Source organism: Legionella septentrionalis (assembly GCF_003989745.1).
Lineage (GTDB): Bacteria > Pseudomonadota > Gammaproteobacteria > Legionellales > Legionellaceae > Legionella_A > Legionella_A septentrionalis.
Genome location: NZ_RZGS01000021.1, coordinates 24,168 through 42,265, shown reverse-complemented (window position 1 = coordinate 42,265; position 18,098 = coordinate 24,168). Strand labels below are relative to the sequence as shown.

The following is an 18,098-nucleotide window of genomic DNA, read 5'->3' as shown; positions in this document are numbered from 1 at the left end:
ATTAGCTCTATTCGATTATATTGAGGTGTTTTACAATCGCAAACGCATCCATTCAACTTTAGGGTTTCAGACCCCTAGCAAATTTGGCATGGTTGCATAAAGTGGGTGTCCGGTTTTTCGACGGTAGGATCAATTTCAGTCATGTTCATATCCATTGAGTAGGTATTACAAAAAATCATAAGTGCAATTTTAATAAATATTTATAAATAATATAGTAAAATTTTCATAGTGTTATGTTCAAAATCGATGCCAAATTATAGAATGAAGGTATTCCAAAAAGGGGTATTAATTATAGGGTTCACCAAAAGATAAGATAGCCTGCACTAATCTCCCTAAAATTTGTTCATTACTTGTTAAAACTAACCTGTCAAATTTTGGATTGTGTGCCTGTAAATATAAAATTCCCCCGGCAATTAATAGCTGTCGAAAAATTGGGTTGGGAAATTCTTTAAACCTTACAAGCACAAAATCCCCATCTTTTGCCTCACATTCGTCGAATATTATAAGACAACCCTTAGGAAATCTGGGTGACATAGCTTCTGAGTCTAAAGAAATTCCAAAAAAAGGTCCCTCATGGGGTAATGAACATTTTAGCGTTCCAACGACTTGTGTATTATGTAGAAAACTATCAACGTCATAAATATTTACCTCAATTTCGTAAGAATGATGTAATTTATTTGCAGACTGCCTAGAGATATACATTGAGCCCTCGCCAGTTCGAAGCCAATGTTCTGAGACATTGAGTTTCTTAGCAAGAGCCGTATATTTTTTCCTGGGAGGAACGCTTTCCCCATTTATCCATTTACTGGCTCCTCTATGGGAAAGCCCCACCATTTCTGCAAGTAACTGGATGCGTCCCTTATTTTTTGGGGGAAAGCCTTCCTTATCAAGACAAAGATTTAAACGATCAGCAAAATTATTTTTTTTCATTTCTACATTTTTATCCTCAGCTGACCTAAGCATTATATCTTAATTGGCTTCGATTTCATCAATATACCTATAAATTTTAAAACATAAATTGAACTATTTAATTTTTTTTAAAAAATAGTTCAATTTATGTTGATTTTACCACACAAAAGTTTTATTATTTTGAACTATTAGGTGTTGTTAAGCTTTAAAGAACACGGAGTGGAAGCATAGTCCAACCATAAGCAAGTCCACTCTTGTTGCATGAAAGACCGGGGGTGATGTTACAGCCCTCGGCTAGCATGTACTTAAATCAAATTTTCTTAACATACTAACTTGTTACATTAAGTAGAATTCAAAGCACTAGCCATCATATTTTCTTAAGCGATTTGAAGTGCTAGACACTTTCGACGGTAAGATTGAGATAATTAAGAAATTCGCAACAGACCCGCTGTCACTGTAAAGCATCCAGAACCCTTACCAAATATAACCATCACGAATGCGGTGCATGACGATTTTTTCTTATCCTCATCTGATAGCAGATTAATAACAGCAGAGTTAACAATAATAAGCCGCTCAAGATGCTTAAGAAACCATAAAATGGATTGGCAGAAAGATAGCCCATCACTACCACGCTTAATGTTGCTACACTCATGCTGAGGAAGCTCATCATGGAAGAGGCGCTGGCTTTATCTTCAATGGCGTTGGAAGCTATATAAGAACCCCCGATATATAAATAAGAACTAAAGCAATAAAGCAGGGAAGTCGATGTAAAAAACCAAAGGCTGGTGCAATGATTGAGATAAAGCATGAAGCCTAAACTCAGCAATGCGAGGGAACAAGCAATATAACCCATGGCAATTACCTGCATGGTTCGAAAACGCTGCATCAGAAAGCGAGCCGATATCCCGCCGCTTAACATACCGATAATGTTGATTATATTCCAGTACCCGTATTCGGATGCGGTTAAGTTTAAGTAGTGATGGGCAATCTGTGGGGCCGCTGCTGAATAGCAATAGCCTACGGCGGAACAAACGCCCCAAATCAAAGAAAAAACCAGGAGTTTAAAGGAGAATAATGCTTGTCCGTAATCGCGAAGCAGGGTGGGAATATGAAACGATTTGGCTTCTATCAATGTTTCATCAAAAACACGAATGCCTACCCGCATGAGTAATCCTTGCAGCAGGAGGAAAATAAAACAACCTTGCCAGTGCGAATATTGAGTAATAATGCCGCCTAGTAATACGGCAAAGCCAATGCCTAACGCAAAAGATAAGATGGAGTAAGCTGTTGCTGTTTTACGTTGCTCTTCCGGCAGCCATTCATTGATCAGCATAAAAGTGCAGGTAAGCCCTGCAGCAGATCCTAAACCCGTAATGAGGCGTCCTATCAACAGTAATGGGTAGTTTGCATAAAAACTGGCAAATAAACAAAACAGCACGCCAAGGATATTGATATTAAGACCCCATTGCAGCGCTTTTAAGCGGCCATAAACATTAGCCAAAGGGCCATAAATTAATTGGCCTAAGACATAACCGATTAAAAAAGCCGATACAACCCACTCAATAGCAGCCGTATTTAAGGCAAATGCATGTTCAATCTCAGGTAAGGCTGGCGTGATGATTACCGCAGAAACCGATGCAATAGAAATGTAGCTTAGCAACCAGGGAATGCTTAATTTTGACGTTATTGTTTTCACAGCCTCTCCATTGTTTTATGCATATAACGTCGCTCAGTGGCTCTATAAGGAGCACTGCTAAGCATATTCATAGCCATAGAACTAAGAATTATTTATAACTTTTACCAATGGATCAACATAAAAATGATGCCAACCAAGCTATCACGCCGAAATGTTAATTGCAGACGCCTTATTTGGAAAAATATTTGCGTTTAGTTTTGTTTCCTCCGGAAGCTATTTTTTTCCTGAATGTCACATTCTTTTTAGGCTGGGTTGGAAGTGTTGAATTGGGCAAGTTATGATTGGGCTCAAAGTCTTCAATTTCAATTCGTTCCAATTTACGTTGAATCAGTTTTTCAATTGCACTCAATTGGCCAATTTCATCGGCGCTTACTAACGATACGGCAAGTCCGTCGGCGCCAGCCCGGCCTGTTCTACCAATTCGATGCACATAATCTTCGGCGACTTGCGGTAAATCAAAATTGACGACACAAGGCAGTTGTTCAATATCGATGCCGCGGGCTGCAATGTCGGTGGCTACTAAAACATGCAGCTCGCCTGATTTAAAATCTGCCAATGCCTTGGTGCGTTGCGATTGCGATTTATTGCCATGAATGGCTGCCGCATAAATACGTTCTTCAGCCAGCTGTTTAACCAGCTTATTTGCCCCATGTTTAGTGCGTGAAAATACCAGGGTTTGCCCCCATTTATTTTTATGAATTAAATGACTGAGCAGTGCGGATTTGCGGCTTTTATCTACTGGGTGGATTTTTTGTTTAATGGCAGCGACTGTCGTATTGCGCGGGGTAACATCTATTTCGACGGGTTGAGTCAGGATATCTTTTACCAAAGTTCTGATTTCTTCGGAAAAAGTAGCTGAGAATAATAAATTTTGCCGATTTTTAGGCAATAGCCTAATGATGCGTTTAATGTCATGGATAAAACCCATGTCCAACATGCGGTCAGCTTCATCCAAAACCAACGCATCAATTTCATCAAACTGTATGGCACGTTGCTGGTGTAAATCCAACAAGCGGCCTGGCGTTGCCACCAGAAGTTCAACGCCGCTGCGTAATTTCATCATTTGCGGGTTAATTTTAACACCGCCGAACACCACAGCAGAGCGCAAGGAAAGATGACGCCCATATTGCAAAATGCTTTGATGCACCTGTGCTGCCAATTCTCGCGTCGGCGCCATGATTAGCGCGCGCACACGATTATTTTTGGCGCGCGGCTTGCTCTGCAGTAATTGTAATAAAGGGAGTACAAAACTTGCCGTTTTCCCTGTGCCGGTTTGCGCCGAAGCTAATACATCTTTTCCATTTAAAATTGCGGGAATTGCTTGCGATTGTATGGGGGATGGTTTTTGATAGCCTGATTCACTAAGAGATAGAAGTAAGGGTTCTATTAAACCCAATGTTTTAAAACTCATGTATTTCCTTGTAGGATGCTCATTCCGATAAAGTCAGTATGATTATTTTTAATGCAATTATAACACGAATTCCTGTTAAAGGGTTGCTTTAAAATTTTTTTACTTTGATACTGCGCGCATCTCATACTCGATTAATTCAGGCTTATGAAATCTATATGCGTCTATTTAGGGGCAAAACCTAGCAATAACCTCAAGTTTAGAAACGCTGTTGTATTACTGGGAAAACAAATTGCCGATGCTGACTTATGTTTGATTTACGGAGGCTCTGGTTCAGGGTTAATGGGGCTTTTGGCGAAAACTATACAGCAGTATGGAGGCAAGGTAACCGGTATCACCATGCCTCACCTCATAGAACAGGAGCCACCATTAATCTCCCTGGAGGAGTTGCTAATCGTAGAAACCATCCAGGAAAGAAAGTTGCTGATGCAGCAAAAAGCGGATGCCTTTCTTGTTATGCCCGGTGGCATAGGTACTTTGGATGAAGCATTTGAAACCTGGAATGCAATAAAAATAGGTCTTCTGAAAAAACCGCTTGGGTTTTTGAATGTTGACGGGTATTTTGATGCGTTATTCGCGTTTACAGCTCATGCGCTGGCAGCGGGTTTTATATCCGAAGCACAAGCAAAAATCCCTAAAATAAATGAAGATTCAGGAAAATTGCTGGCAGAATTACTCGGTAAGCATCCAGCTGCGGCAGCAGTTTAAACTTTGCAGCAGCAGATCTTTAAATAATCTTTGCGAGCTGTGTGGCATCAAATGCCAATATATTTTTCCATTAGATAATTTAAAAGTGTGATGCCATCCACATTTTTGTTTTGGGCATTAAGCACTCGGTACCCGCAGTGCTCGAAAAATGGTTTGGCAGTAATGCTTGCTTCTGTTGTAATTCTTTTAATTCATGGGCCATGGCTTGCTGTTCCAGCTGCTTCACTAATCGGGCGGCAATTCCCTGGCGCAGGTAATTTTTATGGACAAACAAGCGATCAAGATAACCATGGTGCGTTAAATCAGCAAATCCAACCAATAGGCCATCGATTTCAGCAGCCAAAGCAATATTGCCTAAGAGACTTTGCCAGCGGGCCTGAGTATGGTGTATATGTTGTGGTGCCCAGGCTGCTAATTGCTCTAAAGTATAATCGTTTGCGTTAACGCCGTGCACCGTATCTTTGAATAACTCCACTATGGATTCAAGATCAGCTGCACGCAGGGTAAAATGAGGATGTCTAGCCATTATAACAAATCTGCCAATGCATTTTTGTTGCCATCCATAATTGCCAATACGTGTTGCCTTATCTTTTCAATCGGCCAATCCCACCATTGCAACTGGAGTAAAAAATCGATGGTTTCATCGTCAAATCGCTTGCGGATCACTTGCGCCGGGTTGCCGCCTACTATTTCATAAGGGGCAACATCTTTTGTCACTACTGCCCGTGTTCCAATAATTGCACCATCGCCGATATTCACCCCCGGCATAATGGTTGCATCATATCCAATCCACACATCATTCCCAATTACGGTATCTTTTTTTCGATTAGGGATAAATGGGATTTCAGGCCAATAGGATTGAAAAATAATAAATGGGAATGAAGAAAATCCGTCCAAATAATGGTTGCCGCCATTCATCATAAATTTAACATTGGCAGCGATTTGGCAAAACTTGCCGATGATTAATTTGTCGCCAATAAAATCAAAATGATATAAAACGTTTTTTTCAAAATTGTAAATGTCGACCGGATCATCGTAATAAGTATAATCGCCGATAATAATATTAGGATTTTTAACGATATTTTTCAAAAAAACGGTTCGTTCAGAGCCTGGTATAGGATAGAGGGTGTCGGGGGCGGGATGCATTCACTTATTCCTTATTTTTTTATAAAGAATTACGCATGATACTAAAATTGGATTTAATTAACCATGCGTACAACATGCGTATAAACCGGCAAGATGAAATGTTATCTGGTCTGGGAATTTTCCTGTATATATTCATAAAAATCACGGAAAATTTCCGTGATTTAGGCTTTTTATAGAAAATCATACGGTTTATTCCGGCAAGTTTTCGGAGTGGTATAAAGCTTAAACATTGCAAAGAAGTTACAAGTTTGCTAGAAGACTCTGCCATATAACGCTGCACTATAAATGGGGGAGCCAATCATTGTGAAGGAACTATACGCCGTGGGAAAAACTAGCTGTTATTGTATCTTTATTATAAGCTCAGGGAGTTGTTATTTTTTTCTTCAACGGAGTGCACCGCTTCTTTAGTGGCTTGTTGATACTTTAATTTAAAATCATCATTCAATTTCACCGTAATTTTTTCTATAAATCCTTGCTCCTTTGCATCAGAGTTCGGTTTGCATTGTTCAATAACGGTTCGTATCCTTGTTTTATCTTCATTGGTTAATTGGTTATCCTTAATCTGCTCGTGTAGAGCCGCAACGCGATTATAGTTATCGATAAGACGTTGGTGTTGCGGTGCAGTGGCTGTAGAGGCGATGAACTTTCCTTCCTCATTCATCAACCCTTCCTTTTTAAGCATGCCAGCAAGATATTCTTTATACATGCTTAAGGTTTCAGGAAGATTCAAATTTTTGGCCGCTTTGTCGCGCGATTCCTCCAACAAGGTTTCCGAAGTGGTTTTAGTACCCAGTTTTTCGCGAATAATTTTTACCAATTTTGCAAGGAAGGTAAAAACCCAATTATCACTCAATGAATGTTCTTTAAGTGCACTTTTTCTCTCATCCATGCCCGTCATGCCCATAGTCGAGTCGATGATTTTGCTGCGCTCAACGACCGATGCATTGACAATTTCCTCCGTACTTTTCATAAAATTGCCAAGAATAACACCAGCTTGTTGCTCTGGTAGTAAGTTAATACGGTTTTGTATTAAAGCAATTTTTTGCTCTTGGTTAAAATTAACAGGAAAAAAATCAGGTTTTTCATTTTCCGTTAATTTAAAAATTTCTGAATGAATGGGCTTAAAAATTTCATCCACAACAGCCTGCCTGGCACGAATCCTGTGTACATCTGCATTGGAAACGAACCATGAGGAATAGAAGTTAATATTGTTAGTATGAGTGCTTATTTTTTCCAATTTTTCCAATTCAATCAGAAAGTTTTTGGTAATTTCCTTTAGGCAATCTTTTTTAGGAGAAGTTGGCATTTAGCGCCCCATGTTTAAAAAATATCATACTGTTAGTTTATAGTATAAAGCTTAATATAATATTAACATATAGGAATTAAATTGACATATTTGCTCAAATAATATACATAATTATTATTGCCACCTGCCATTGTGAACTTCTATGGTAACCAAAATCCTGGGTTACAGCATCAATAAGACTTTAAAGAAAGAGAGTTTGCTAAAACCAGACGAATTCAAGAAAAAAGCCACCGAAGCAGAGCGGGTGGAATATGCCTGGATGGTATATAACAGTAATCTTTCCAAATACAAACCAAAACATAAGGATGCTGCTTTTTCTTATTTGCAGGAAGTGTTTCAGACAGATTCTTTTAAGGATATGGCCGCCTTAATGGCGTTAAAGCATAAAAATCCCGATAAAGGATATGTGCCGGCTTTGTCTGACTTATCCAAAACGCCGGTTGCTACTCTTTCGGCGGGTAAGATATCTTCCCCGCCAAAAGTTGCCAAATCTGAGGTTGCTGCGAAGGTAGCCGAGGGGTTTACCCAAGGTAATGTCATCGATGTGGTCGATTCATTTAAGCAACTTAATAATAAGGTTGCCTATTTGCCAGAAATGGGGCCCTTGCCTAAATCAAAATACACGTATGAATACGAGGAACTAACACGGCGGTTAATCGCTGGCGAAAAATTTGATTACAAACAAGATGCAAACCACCACATTCTTGAATTTCGTAATAAACGCTATGATCTGACAGAAATTGTAGCCCATGCCAATTTGGATCACTTGACCTTTAACCAATTTGATTTAAACCGGTATGAAACTTATTGCCGCAATGATTCACAAGTCAAGCCGGAAAATGAGGATGAGGAATTTCCTGAAGATGCGTATTTTAAGCAACAGGATAAAAATAATATTTTTAAAGATACCAGTTATGCGGAAAAACTGGCGCTTAACATATACACCACGGATTACTATGAAAAAATGAATCCTTTTTTACGCGGCTATTACGATTTTTCGACTAAAACGAACGCGGAAATACGCGACGTGATTGTGCATAGTGCCTTATGCGGATTTGCATTAGGAAAAGCCCCCAATGTCGCGATAGATGGTGCATTCCGCTATGAGGGTATATATAGTCAGGATGTATTGGCAAATCGCATTAAAATAAGTGAAGAAGGTGGTGCTGAAGTGTTGCGCGGGTTTATCAGCACTGCCGAAGAGCCGGCCCATACGTTTAAAGATCAGGTGGCCATTACCTATACTGATCTGAAAGGTAAGTATGTAGCTCCTTTATCCCGTTACCCAGAAGAAAGAGAATTTTTAATCCCTCCCACACAAATGACTTACGAAGGCCATGTTAAAAAAGATGGGGTGCATTATTTCCATGCAAAACCTGTAATTGATATTGCTTTGGTGGATGAAAAAACAAAAAGTCTGGCTTCAAAAAATGATATTAATACAGCAAAAATTCAGGAGCTGTTGCTGCAATTAAGCCATTTGGATGCGCTGATTAAACAAAATTGCTCGAAAAGCGATTATCAAATTCATCGAGGGGAAATTGCCAGCATAAAAAATTGGGCTATTCAGGAAGGTGACAAACTGCAAAAGGGTGTTGCCTCAGCAAATCTCAGCGAACATTTGGCCAACATGTGGGAAAAACTCAGCAATTTAAGCCAACATGCTGCCGAATCCAGCCTCGAGCAGCAACTGCAACAGCGGGCCATAGCAGAGCGCCAAGTCGCACAATATGAAAAATTTAATGACGCATTAGCAGTTTGTAATCTACGCATCGATGAGTTTAAGGCGGCCTTGCAAAATCCAGAGACAAACCAACACCTCATTTCTGCGGCTAAAAAAATGAGTGAAGCGGTACAAAATCAGGATGCAGAAGGGCTTGTTAACATTGCAAAAGATTTGGAGAAAAAGCTGACGGATTATGCAGCAATGGTTTACTTGCAGGAAGCAGGGAAAGAATTGGAGAAATTTGCTCCTGATAAAATTCAGCGCGATGTTATTTTACAAGAGATGCAAACAAAATTTAAAGCCATAAGCACTCGGGAAGAATTGGCACAGCAAAAAGAAGAAATCAAGCTAGCCGCAGTTAAAAATGATTGCAATAAGAGCCTGCAGAGAATTGAGGAATATGAAACGTCTGGCAATAAAGACAAAATAACCTCGCTCATGCAGCAAATGGAAGAAAAATTAAATAAAGCAAATTCCATTGCCTCGGTATTCGCAGTAAAAGACGAAATGGAGAAAGAACTCTCGCCCATTAAGAGTGAATTTAAAATTAATGAATTAAAAGCTATTTCCACTCGGGTTCTTGCAGAAATTGACCAGCAACATCGCATAGGAAAAGACAAGAATGTGGATGTGGTGATGAATAATTTTGTCAAAGAATATGAAGGCAAAATCAAGCAGGCAAAAAGTGAGGATGAAATCGTACAAATTGTGCAGACACTGCATGACACGCGGAAAATATTAGAGCAAAATAAGCCTGTTGTTGAGCAAGTCAAAACCATTATAGAAGAATTGCCCAAAAAACAAACATTATTTACCTTTGGCTTAAAAGAAAAAGCCAGCGCCATTGAACATGCGATGGTAAACGTGCCTTTGACAGAAAGGGGCGACATACTCACAAGTCAAAGTCCTGAGGCTTTGGAAGTGCGTAAGGCAATGGCAACCCAGCGTACTATTTTTTCCAATAAAACCCATTTAAATCATAACGAAGTCGATGAGAAAAAAGCTGCGACAACCTTTAAAAATTTTAAGGCGCAAGTTTCCCAAATGAAACAAGAGGGTAAGGCGTCGCTTAAAGAAGAAAAAGAAGCAGAGCAGCAATCCATTCCAAAAATGATCTCCCCGCATTAACTGGCAGGTTTAATACAGCCTGCCAGTTGGCTAGGAAAGGGTATGGCTGAAATAAGCTATTAATCCAGCTGTGACAAAAAAACCTGCTATAAAGCTCCACTTAACACGGGCTAATTTATTAGGCAAGAGATGCGTTAAGTAAAGGGTCAGCAACGTGACAAACACGATACCAATTTGAAATAAAAATCGTCCCGTTAAGGGTAAAAAATTAACAATGATGATCTGCAAGCCGGTAAATAATAAAAACCAGACAATATAAATTAACCCTATAAATTTAGCAGTACTAAAGCCGAGATTACCCGTTTCAGTAGCAGAATTCGCCAGCATTTTTTCAAAAATAAAAATAGCAGCGAGGAGGATAACTGCAATTATGCCAAGCATGGAAATTATAAAAAAATTGAATTTTACAAATCGCAAGGTAATGAGTAAGAGTATGCCCTGGATTAATGCGAAACAAACGTGAAGATTGATGAAAAAAGTGAGCTTCTTGCCTGCATTCACCAAGCCTTGCTCTTCTATTTTCCTTAGCCATTTATGGCGAAATTCTGTAAAATCATTTTTTGCAAGGACAAGCGGGGTCAAGAAATAGCAGAGGAACCAGCTTAGCGTAAAGGATAAACCCACTCCTAAATTGTTAAGCAATAGTTGATGATAGAGGCTGCCAAAAATGAATAAAGACAGCAGCAGGTAAATTATGCCGAGGTGTAAAAGTCCGAAAATGCCTTTTCCTTGAGCTTCTTGTATATAATTTTGTTTTTTCATGCTTAGCACATCCCTGAACGATAGATTATTTTAAATAGCACACTTAACGTGTCAATTCTATGGCACTCATAATAAAGAGAGATAAAAAAATGTTTTTTAAAAAATTATTATCGCAAAAAAGATTAGAAGAAAGCAGACAGGCAGGGAAAGAGCTGGTGGGCGCGCCTAAATTATTTCAAAGCCTGTCGGCCCATTCTTTATTGGAGCTGGTAAGGCGGAGCCGAACGCTGGCGCATGGCAAGAATACTGAAAGCGATTATCTGGTTTTTCTTGATCTTTGGCGTAAGGAAGTAGAGTGTAAAGAAAAATATGAGCTGGCAATAGAATGGTTAAAGAATCATGTCACTTATTACATAAGCAAATTGGCCACTTATGACCAGCCTGCTTTTCCTTATGAACCTCTAGATACCATAACACGTGCAATTGAAAGCCTGGAAGATAAAAGCTTGCAACAAATACTGGCAACCAGTTTGCAGGAGGAAGTTTTAAATGCAGCCATTCAATACAAACCTAAATTAGCCATGCGGTATAAGAATTCCCTGTTTGATAACAACCAGGAATCGCGAGCAAATAGCCCTGCATAATACTGTATTCTGCGCCGCTTAAGCGGACAAAATCAATTGACTTTGCCTTAAAAAAGCGCAAGTATGCGCAGTTTATTGATTGGAGAAATTTATGAAACGCCGCGTGGTTATTAATGATGATGTGCTAAAAGTGCAGAGCGCTGCATATACTTTAACGACATTTGCTCCCAGCTGGGCAACAGCAATTACAGTTAAGCGTACTAATGAGAATGAATTTGTTGCAACCCTTGTCCCAGAAGCACAAAAACATTGGGAAGTAGCGCCACACGTGACTTCGAAAGAATTGTTATTCGCCTTGGTTAATTTCTTTACCCGCACCGAAGTAAAGCAAAAGACAGATATGCATCAGATTATAGAAAGTTTTTTACAGGGGCAAACAATGAATGGGAAGTATCTGTTTAATGATAATGGAGATGCCATTAATAGGAATGTTTCCCAAGCTAATAACGTGCCTGCCGGCAGCACTGAAAAAACATTTAGCATGTAATTTATTCTGCCTCGCAGTGAACTGCTTACATTGTTGCTTGCGAGGAGGTTTTAAGATAGCTATGCTATAGCTATCTTACTATTAGAAGATCATGTTTAAAGGGATTTTTAATATGCTAAAAAAAGGATTTGTTACTTTACTTTTTTCTGCCTCTTTGATTTCCTCTGCCCATGCTGTCGTCTCAAGTTATTTGCCAGTAGACATCAAAGAAAGTTTCCAAACCATCATGCAACGCATGGAAGCTGCCAGGCAGGCTTTAAATGACAGGCAGAAGGAATTATTAAATCAACGCTATGATTTAAGCAATAAGCCTTCCCCCGATGCAAAAATGTCCAATGGTAAGCCTGTACAAGAAGGTGTGCGGGTGAGATTGCCGGCCAATGTCACTTGGGATGATTTAGCCAAAATGACTCCTGAGGAAATCCGGGAAAAAGACTTATTCCCGGCAGGCTTCCTGCCTTTGCCACACCCTAACCAGGCTGAGGGGGGCATGTTATTTCCCAAATTTGCAATTGATGAAATTAACAAGCAGGAGGGTCGGGATTTAACTCGCTTTGATTTGGATTTTGACTTGCCTGATCACTTCCTTCCGCCTTTTCCTGCGCCAATTTTCCTGACGACGCACCCTGAACTGGGGGACGTATCGCAAGGTAAGTTAGTAACGATAGAAAATTTTTTCGAATTATTTAATGGGATTTTAAACCCTAAGCAAATTGAAGGCTTGCGGTTGCTGGTAACGCCGTTCCCGCAACAACAATTTAACCAGACCGATGATCGTCGCTCCAAGAAACCCAGCCGTGGAGTCGCCTGTTTTGATTGCCATCAAAATGGCCATACCAATGGTGCCACGCATTTGGTGGGGGATATCCGCCCGCAAGAGCTGCGCCATCGTATTGATACGCCAACTTTGCGCGGGCTTAACATCCAGCGTTTATTCGGGTCGCAACGTGCCCTGAAAACGGTCGAGGATTTTACTGAATTTGAACAACGGGCAGCTTATTTTGACGGCGATCCTGTAATTGCCACTAAAAAAGGTGTCAATATTTTAGAGCGTGGCAGCCAAGTGCATTTTATGGCTGAATTCCAAGCTTTGCTGGATTTTCCACCTGCACCGAAATTGGATATAGATGGCACACTGATTCCCAGCAAAGCGACCGAGGCAGAATTGCGCGGACAAGCTTTGTTTTTTGGTAAAGCCAAATGTTCCACGTGTCACGTGCCGCCATATTATACTGATAACACCATGCACAATCTAAGAACCGAGCGTTTCTTCAAGCCCCAAGTAGTGAATGGCATTAAAGCAGTAGGGGATGGGCCAATAAAAACATTCCCATTGCGAGGCATTAAAGATTCCCCACCTTATTTGCACGATGGCCGCCTGCTGACATTGGCTGACACCGTAGAATTTTTTAACCTTGTGATGCAACTCAAATTGACGGAACAAGAAAAGCAAGATTTAACTGCTTTCCTGAAAGTCCTCTAAACATCCCTACCACAAAAAGCCTCCGCCCGGAGGCTTTTTACTGTGAGTGTTTTTATGCCACTGATTAATTCATCGCATGTGAGCCTGCTTATGGGAATTTTAAGGATAAATGGCATTTTTCCGGTTGCGGATGAGCGCATCAATCACCGCGGGCTCGGCCAGGGTAGATGTATCACCCAAGTCTTCAGTTTCATCGCAGGCAATTTTGCGCAAAAGCCGTCGCATGATTTTGCCGGAACGGGTTTTCGGTAATTGCTCAGCCCATTGCATGGCTTCCGGGGCTGCAATAGCGCCAATAGTTTTGCGTATATGTTGGAATAATTGCCGTGCCAACTCTTCGTCAGCTTCTATCCCTTCCTTCAAGGTTATATAGACATAAATTCCCTGGCCTTTAATTTCATGCGGGATGGCGACTGCAGCCGCTTCTGATACGGCGCTGTGCCTTAGGAAAGCGCTTTCAATTTCTGCCGTTCCCAACCGGTGCCCGGAAACTTTAATCACATCGTCATTGCGCCCACTGATCCAATAATAGCCATCTTCATCACGGTGCGCGCCATCCCCAGTTAAGTAGGCGCCTGGAACTTCTTTAAAATATCCGGCCATATAGCGCTCCTGATTGCCATGAATTGTTGTTGCAAGTCCCGGCCATGGCTGCCTGATAACCAGGCTGCCAGCTTGCTCATCCTTAATAAATTCCCCAGATTCATTTACAATAGCTGGCTCAATGCCGAAAAATGGCTGTGCAGCGGAGCCTGGTTTAAGCGGCGTAACTCCGGGAATTGGGGCAATAAGAATCCCGCCGGTTTCTGTTTGCCACCACGTGTCAATCACAGGGCAGCGTCCCTCGCCAACAATATCATGGTACCATTCCCAAACATCCGGATTGATTGGTTCACCGACTGTGCCTAGTAAATTAAGGCTTTGCCGCTTTGTGCGTTTAACCCAGATATCGCCCTCGCGCCTTAAGGCACGTATAGCCGTGGGGGCTGTGTATAAAATATTAACCTGGTGGCGATCAACAATTTCCCAAAAGCGCGAATGATTCGGATAATTTGGAGTCCCTTCAAACATAAAGGTCGTGGCCCCATTCATTAAAGGACCGTAAATAGCATAAGTGTGGCCGGTGATCCAACCTACATCAGCTGTGCACCAAAATACATCCGGGGCATGGTAATTAAAAACATAATGATGGGTCATTGCTGCATACACAAGATATCCACCTAAGGCATGCACGATCCCTTTCGGTTTTCCCGTTGAGCCAGAAGTGTAAAGGATAAACATGGGGGAATTGGCATCCATACTGATGGGGGGATGAGTCACTGGCATTGCTGCCAATGATTCGTGATACCAAAGATCGCGTTTTTTATGCCAGGGAATTGGGTTGCCGGTGCGGCGGACGACGATGACTTTATTTACGTTGGGGCAAGCGGCAAGTGCTGTATCAACATTATTTTTAAGCGGTATAACCTTGCCGCCGCGTAACCCTTCGTCTGCAGTAATGATCAAGCGTGCATCCGCATCTAAAATACGTGCACTTAAAGCGTCTGGTGAAAAGCCGGCAAATACCACGGAATGTACCGCGCCAATGCGGGTACAAGCGAGCATGGCGACGGCAACCTCTGGGATCATCGGCATATAAATACACACCCGATCCCCTTGCTTTATACCTTGGGCTGTTAATGCATGCGCGAAACGGCAGACTTCTTCATGGAGTTGTTGGTAAGTTATGCGGCGGATTTCCTGTGCCTCGTCCCCCTCCCAAAGGATAGCGACTTGTTGCTCACGGGCAGGGAGATGGCGGTCGATGCAGTTATAACTGGCATTTAATGCCCCCCCTACAAACCAGCGTATGTTGCCGTCGATAAAACCCCCAGTTTGCACGCTTTGCCATTTGCTAAACCAGGAAATGAAGTGTTCCGCCTGTTCGTGCCAAAAGTGCATGGGCGCACGAATAGATTGCTCATACATGGCATGGTATTGCTCTTGGCTTAAGTAAGGATTCTTAATATGGTTTGTAATGAACTTTGATGTAGTCATGTCCTTCCTTGCTGTCCGATGGCGTTAAGTTAACTGTTTACTGGCTATTTTAATTTTAGGATCGGCGACACTCATGACGGTAAAACCCAGATTTTCTACCAAATCCAACATGGGTTTGTTTTCGGCGAGAATTTCCCCTCTCATCATTTTCACGCCGCGGTGTTTGGCAGCATCTTGTAAAACCTTCATAAGCCGCGTACCAAGGCCCTTATTTTGCCAGGCATCTGCAATGACCAAACCAAATTCACAGGTATCGCCTGCATCATTCGCCATGCAGTAGCGGGCAACCCCGATTGCAATTTCTTTATCAATCTTTTTGCAAGTCGCAATGAACGCCATTTCGCGATCGTAGTCAATTTGGGTGAAACGGATCAGGGTGCTTAATGTCAATTCCTGCAAATGCTCCATAAAACGAAAATATCTGGATTGGGGGGAAAGATTTTTCACGAATTCTTGTTCAATTTGTGCATCTTCCGGACGTATGGGCCGTATGGTGATGTGGGTGCTATCTGTCATCTGCCAAGTCGAACTCAAATGGCTCGGATAAGGACAGATTGCCATGTGCTGGTAGGGTACAGTGGAGGTGACTGGTGCATCGACTACGATTCTGACATCCACAGCGATGGCTTCCTTGTCATTGACCAGTAAAGGATTAATATCCATTTCTCGAATGTAGGGCAATTCACATACCATTGCTGACACATTAAGCAAGACATTGAGCAACGCGTCGGTGTTCGCGGGTAGCATATTGCGAAATTTACCCAATAATTTGGCAATCCGGGTTCTATCGATCAAATGGTTGGCAAGGTAAGGATTCAGCGGGGGGAGAGCCACAGCACGGTCGCGGATAATTTCAACAAACGTACCGCCGGCGCCAAAAGTAATCACTGGACCAAATACTTTGTCCCGGACCACTCCGATCATTACTTCACGGTTATTAGGATCCTTATACATTTTTTCCACAGTGACGCCGGTAATGTTGGCATCAGGACGATATTGCTTGGCATTTTCAATAAGCTGGTGATACGTGTCGCGCACAGCGCCTGCATGTTCAATATTTAATTTTACGCCGCCTGCATCTTGTTTATGAGTAATATCCGGGGAATTAATTTTCATGACTACAGGAAATTGCAGCGTTTCTGCAGCGATTAATGCTTCGTTGGCAGAATGCGTGGCAATAGCCGATGTGATCGGGATTGCGAAAGCTTTAAGGATGGCTTTAGATTCCATGGTGCTCAGCAAGTTACGGCGTTCGCCTAGCACGGATTCAATAATCAACCTCGCCCCTTGTACATCGTGCTTGGGACGGTGCAGCCTCGGTTCTGGAACTTGCAATAATAATTGCTGATTATGGTGATACTCGGCAAGATAGGAAAATGCCTCAATGGCTTCTTCCGGCGTAGAGAAACAGGGGATATTATGTTGTGCGAATAACTCCCAGGAAGATTTGACATGGTGCTCGCCCATCCAGCAGGCAATAATGGGTTTTGTACTTTCTTTTGCATCGAGAAGCAATTGTTTGGCTACTTTTAAAGGATTCGACATAGCTACTGGAATAAGTATATTTAAAAGCCCGTCAATGTTCTCATCTTTTGCGCAGATCTTCACGGTATGGTGATAGCGCTCAGGTGTTGCATCACCCAGTATGTCTATGGGGTTTTGATGTGACCAGGCGCGCGGTAAAATTTGATTTAATTGGGTAATGGTGTGTTCGTTTAAAGGCGCCAGGGGAATATTTAATTCCGAAGCACGATCCGCTGCCATCACGCCTGCTCCGCCGCCGTTTGTGATAATAGCCAAACGGTTGCCCTGGGTGCGATAATTACTGGAGAGGATTTCGGCGGCGGAAAATAATTGTTTGATTGTCATGACCCGCACAGCTCCTGCTTGCCTTAATGCCGCATCAAAGGCGTCATCATCCCCGACTAAGGCGCCGGTATGGGAATAGGCAGCCCTGGAGCCTTGCGCCAAGCGCCCTCCCTTGATGACTATTACAGGTTTCATGCGGGCGGCAGCGCGAAGTCCACTCATAAAGCGGCGTGCATTGTGAATGCCTTCAATGTAAAGGAGAATGCTCTTCGTTTCTGCATCGACAGCCAAAAAATCAAGGATTTCCCCAAAGTCCAAATCAACCGCATTACCCAACGATACCATTGCCGATAAACCAATGCGTTTATCGATAGCCCAATCCAAAATCGCAGCACAAATTGCGCCTGATTGCGAAACCAAGGCAATAGAGCCCGACATGGCAAAGGTGTTATTAAACGTGGCGTTAAGACCACAAGCGGGGCGCATCAGCCCCAAACAATTGGGGCCAATCAGCCGCATGTTATAATGATGGGCTAAATTCAGGGCTGATTGTTCCCATTCTTTTCCCTCATTCCCTGATTCACTGAAGCCTGCAGAAATAATTACGGCGGCTTTTATATTCTTCTTGCCGCATTGATCAAGGATGATGGGAACAGTTTGCGCAGGAGTAGTGATAATGGCTAAATCAATAGCATGTGGAATATCTAAAACATTGGGAAAAGCATGGTAGCCTTGTATTTTGGTATGCTTTGGGTTTACTGGGTACAATTGCCCTGCAAAATTCGCGCCCAGCAGATTTGCAAAAACTTTCATGCCGACCGAATTGGTGCGGCTGCTTGCCCCAATTACAGCAATAGCAGATGGGTTAAAAAATTTATCCAGATAGTGCGCGCTCATTTTTTTCCTTAT

14 protein-coding genes and 1 pseudogene are annotated in these 18,098 nt (G+C 42.0%); 6 read left to right on the top strand and 9 right to left on the bottom strand.

What is annotated here, in order from left to right; all coding sequences use genetic code 11:
- Window positions 1-100: IS3 family transposase (locus ELY11_RS12795; protein ID WP_407656440.1), on the top strand; the 100-nt coding region annotated here is incomplete at its 5' end.
- A gap of 185 nt (window positions 101-285) precedes the next feature.
- Here ELY11_RS12795 and ELY11_RS08015 read toward each other — a convergent pair.
- From ELY11_RS08015 to ELY11_RS08005, 3 genes are all read right to left on the bottom strand, one after another.
- Window positions 286-930, bottom strand: coding sequence for a LexA family protein (locus ELY11_RS08015; RefSeq protein WP_158615183.1), 645 nt, complete (start codon window positions 928-930; stop codon window positions 286-288).
- A gap of 469 nt (window positions 931-1,399) precedes the next feature.
- Window positions 1,400-2,605: an MFS transporter gene (locus ELY11_RS08010; RefSeq protein ID WP_126954436.1), complete on the bottom strand. Its 1,206-nt coding sequence runs from the start codon at window positions 2,603-2,605 to the stop codon at window positions 1,400-1,402.
- 169 nt (window positions 2,606-2,774) lie between these two features.
- Window positions 2,775-4,016, bottom strand: coding sequence for a DEAD/DEAH box helicase (locus tag ELY11_RS08005; RefSeq protein WP_126954435.1), 1,242 nt, complete (start codon window positions 4,014-4,016; stop codon window positions 2,775-2,777).
- Between the two features lie 144 nt (window positions 4,017-4,160).
- Here ELY11_RS08005 and ELY11_RS08000 point away from each other — a divergent pair, with 144 nt between their 5' ends.
- A complete protein-coding gene (locus ELY11_RS08000) occupies window positions 4,161-4,721 on the top strand; it encodes an LOG family protein (RefSeq protein ID WP_127032998.1) in 561 nt (186 codons plus the stop codon).
- Between the two features lie 47 nt (window positions 4,722-4,768).
- Here ELY11_RS08000 and ELY11_RS07995 read toward each other — a convergent pair.
- From ELY11_RS07995 to ELY11_RS07985, 3 genes and pseudogenes are all read right to left on the bottom strand, one after another.
- A pseudogene (locus ELY11_RS07995) lies at window positions 4,769-5,247 on the bottom strand (GNAT family N-acetyltransferase).
- Window positions 5,247-5,867 (bottom strand): CatB-related O-acetyltransferase, encoded by a 621-nt coding sequence (locus ELY11_RS07990; RefSeq protein WP_127032996.1) that lies wholly within the window; start codon window positions 5,865-5,867, stop codon window positions 5,247-5,249. The pseudogene ELY11_RS07995 and the gene ELY11_RS07990 overlap by 1 nt, the downstream one beginning before the upstream one ends.
- Before the next feature lie 352 nt (window positions 5,868-6,219).
- Entirely contained in the window at window positions 6,220-7,173 is a 954-nt protein-coding gene (locus ELY11_RS07985; protein WP_127032994.1) for a hypothetical protein, read from the bottom strand.
- A 142-nt stretch (window positions 7,174-7,315) separates the two neighbouring features.
- Here ELY11_RS07985 and ELY11_RS07980 point away from each other — a divergent pair, with 142 nt between their 5' ends.
- Window positions 7,316-10,027, top strand: a complete 2,712-nt coding sequence (locus tag ELY11_RS07980; RefSeq protein WP_127032992.1) for a hypothetical protein — start codon at window positions 7,316-7,318, stop codon at window positions 10,025-10,027.
- A gap of 30 nt (window positions 10,028-10,057) precedes the next feature.
- Here the strand turns inward: ELY11_RS07980 and ELY11_RS07975 are convergent, their stop codons facing one another.
- Window positions 10,058-10,789 (bottom strand): hypothetical protein, encoded by a 732-nt coding sequence (locus tag ELY11_RS07975; protein ID WP_126954430.1) that lies wholly within the window; start codon window positions 10,787-10,789, stop codon window positions 10,058-10,060.
- 89 nt (window positions 10,790-10,878) lie between these two features.
- Between ELY11_RS07975 and ELY11_RS07970 the strand changes: the two genes are divergently transcribed.
- The 3 genes from ELY11_RS07970 to ELY11_RS07960 all read left to right on the top strand — a co-directional run bounded on the left by ELY11_RS07970 (window position 10,879) and on the right by ELY11_RS07960 (window position 13,343).
- The gene (locus tag ELY11_RS07970) at window positions 10,879-11,373 is read left to right on the top strand and encodes a hypothetical protein (protein WP_126954429.1); all 495 of its coding nucleotides are present in this window, start codon (window positions 10,879-10,881) and stop codon (window positions 11,371-11,373) included.
- A gap of 91 nt (window positions 11,374-11,464) precedes the next feature.
- On the top strand, window positions 11,465-11,860 hold the full coding sequence (locus ELY11_RS07965) for a hypothetical protein (RefSeq protein WP_127032990.1): 396 nt from the start codon (window positions 11,465-11,467) through the stop codon (window positions 11,858-11,860).
- Window positions 11,861-11,972: 112 nt separating this feature from the next.
- Window positions 11,973-13,343: a cytochrome B6 gene (locus tag ELY11_RS07960; RefSeq protein WP_126954427.1), complete on the top strand. Its 1,371-nt coding sequence runs from the start codon at window positions 11,973-11,975 to the stop codon at window positions 13,341-13,343.
- A 99-nt stretch (window positions 13,344-13,442) separates the two neighbouring features.
- On the opposite strand, the gene acs is transcribed toward ELY11_RS07960, so the two are convergent.
- Both acs and ELY11_RS07950 read right to left on the bottom strand, forming a co-directional pair.
- On the bottom strand, window positions 13,443-15,380 hold the full coding sequence (gene acs, locus ELY11_RS07955) for an acetate--CoA ligase (protein WP_127032988.1): 1,938 nt from the start codon (window positions 15,378-15,380) through the stop codon (window positions 13,443-13,445).
- A gap of 24 nt (window positions 15,381-15,404) precedes the next feature.
- Window positions 15,405-18,086, bottom strand: coding sequence for a bifunctional acetate--CoA ligase family protein/GNAT family N-acetyltransferase (locus ELY11_RS07950; RefSeq protein WP_126954425.1), 2,682 nt, complete (start codon window positions 18,084-18,086; stop codon window positions 15,405-15,407).
- Window positions 18,087-18,098: the final 12 nt, after the last annotated feature.

Excerpts from the sequence above, each read along its gene's own strand:
- ELY11_RS08015 (WP_158615183.1), bottom strand. The coding sequence starts at position 930 with ATGAAAAAAAATAATTTTGCTGATCGTTTAAATCTTTGTCTTGATAAG.
- ELY11_RS08005 (WP_126954435.1), bottom strand. The coding sequence starts at position 4,016 with ATGAGTTTTAAAACATTGGGTTTAATAGAACCCTTACTTCTATCTCTT.
- ELY11_RS08000 (WP_127032998.1), top strand. The coding sequence starts at position 4,161 with ATGAAATCTATATGCGTCTATTTAGGGGCAAAACCTAGCAATAACCTC.
- ELY11_RS07990 (WP_127032996.1), bottom strand. The coding sequence starts at position 5,867 with ATGCATCCCGCCCCCGACACCCTCTATCCTATACCAGGCTCTGAACGA.
- ELY11_RS07985 (WP_127032994.1), bottom strand. The coding sequence starts at position 7,173 with ATGCCAACTTCTCCTAAAAAAGATTGCCTAAAGGAAATTACCAAAAAC.
- ELY11_RS07980 (WP_127032992.1), top strand. The coding sequence starts at position 7,316 with ATGGTAACCAAAATCCTGGGTTACAGCATCAATAAGACTTTAAAGAAA.
- ELY11_RS07975 (WP_126954430.1), bottom strand. The coding sequence starts at position 10,789 with ATGAAAAAACAAAATTATATACAAGAAGCTCAAGGAAAAGGCATTTTC.
- ELY11_RS07970 (WP_126954429.1), top strand. The coding sequence starts at position 10,879 with ATGTTTTTTAAAAAATTATTATCGCAAAAAAGATTAGAAGAAAGCAGA.
- ELY11_RS07965 (WP_127032990.1), top strand. The coding sequence starts at position 11,465 with ATGAAACGCCGCGTGGTTATTAATGATGATGTGCTAAAAGTGCAGAGC.
- ELY11_RS07960 (WP_126954427.1), top strand. The coding sequence starts at position 11,973 with ATGCTAAAAAAAGGATTTGTTACTTTACTTTTTTCTGCCTCTTTGATT.
- acs (WP_127032988.1), bottom strand. The coding sequence starts at position 15,380 with ATGACTACATCAAAGTTCATTACAAACCATATTAAGAATCCTTACTTA.
- ELY11_RS07950 (WP_126954425.1), bottom strand. The coding sequence starts at position 18,086 with ATGAGCGCGCACTATCTGGATAAATTTTTTAACCCATCTGCTATTGCT.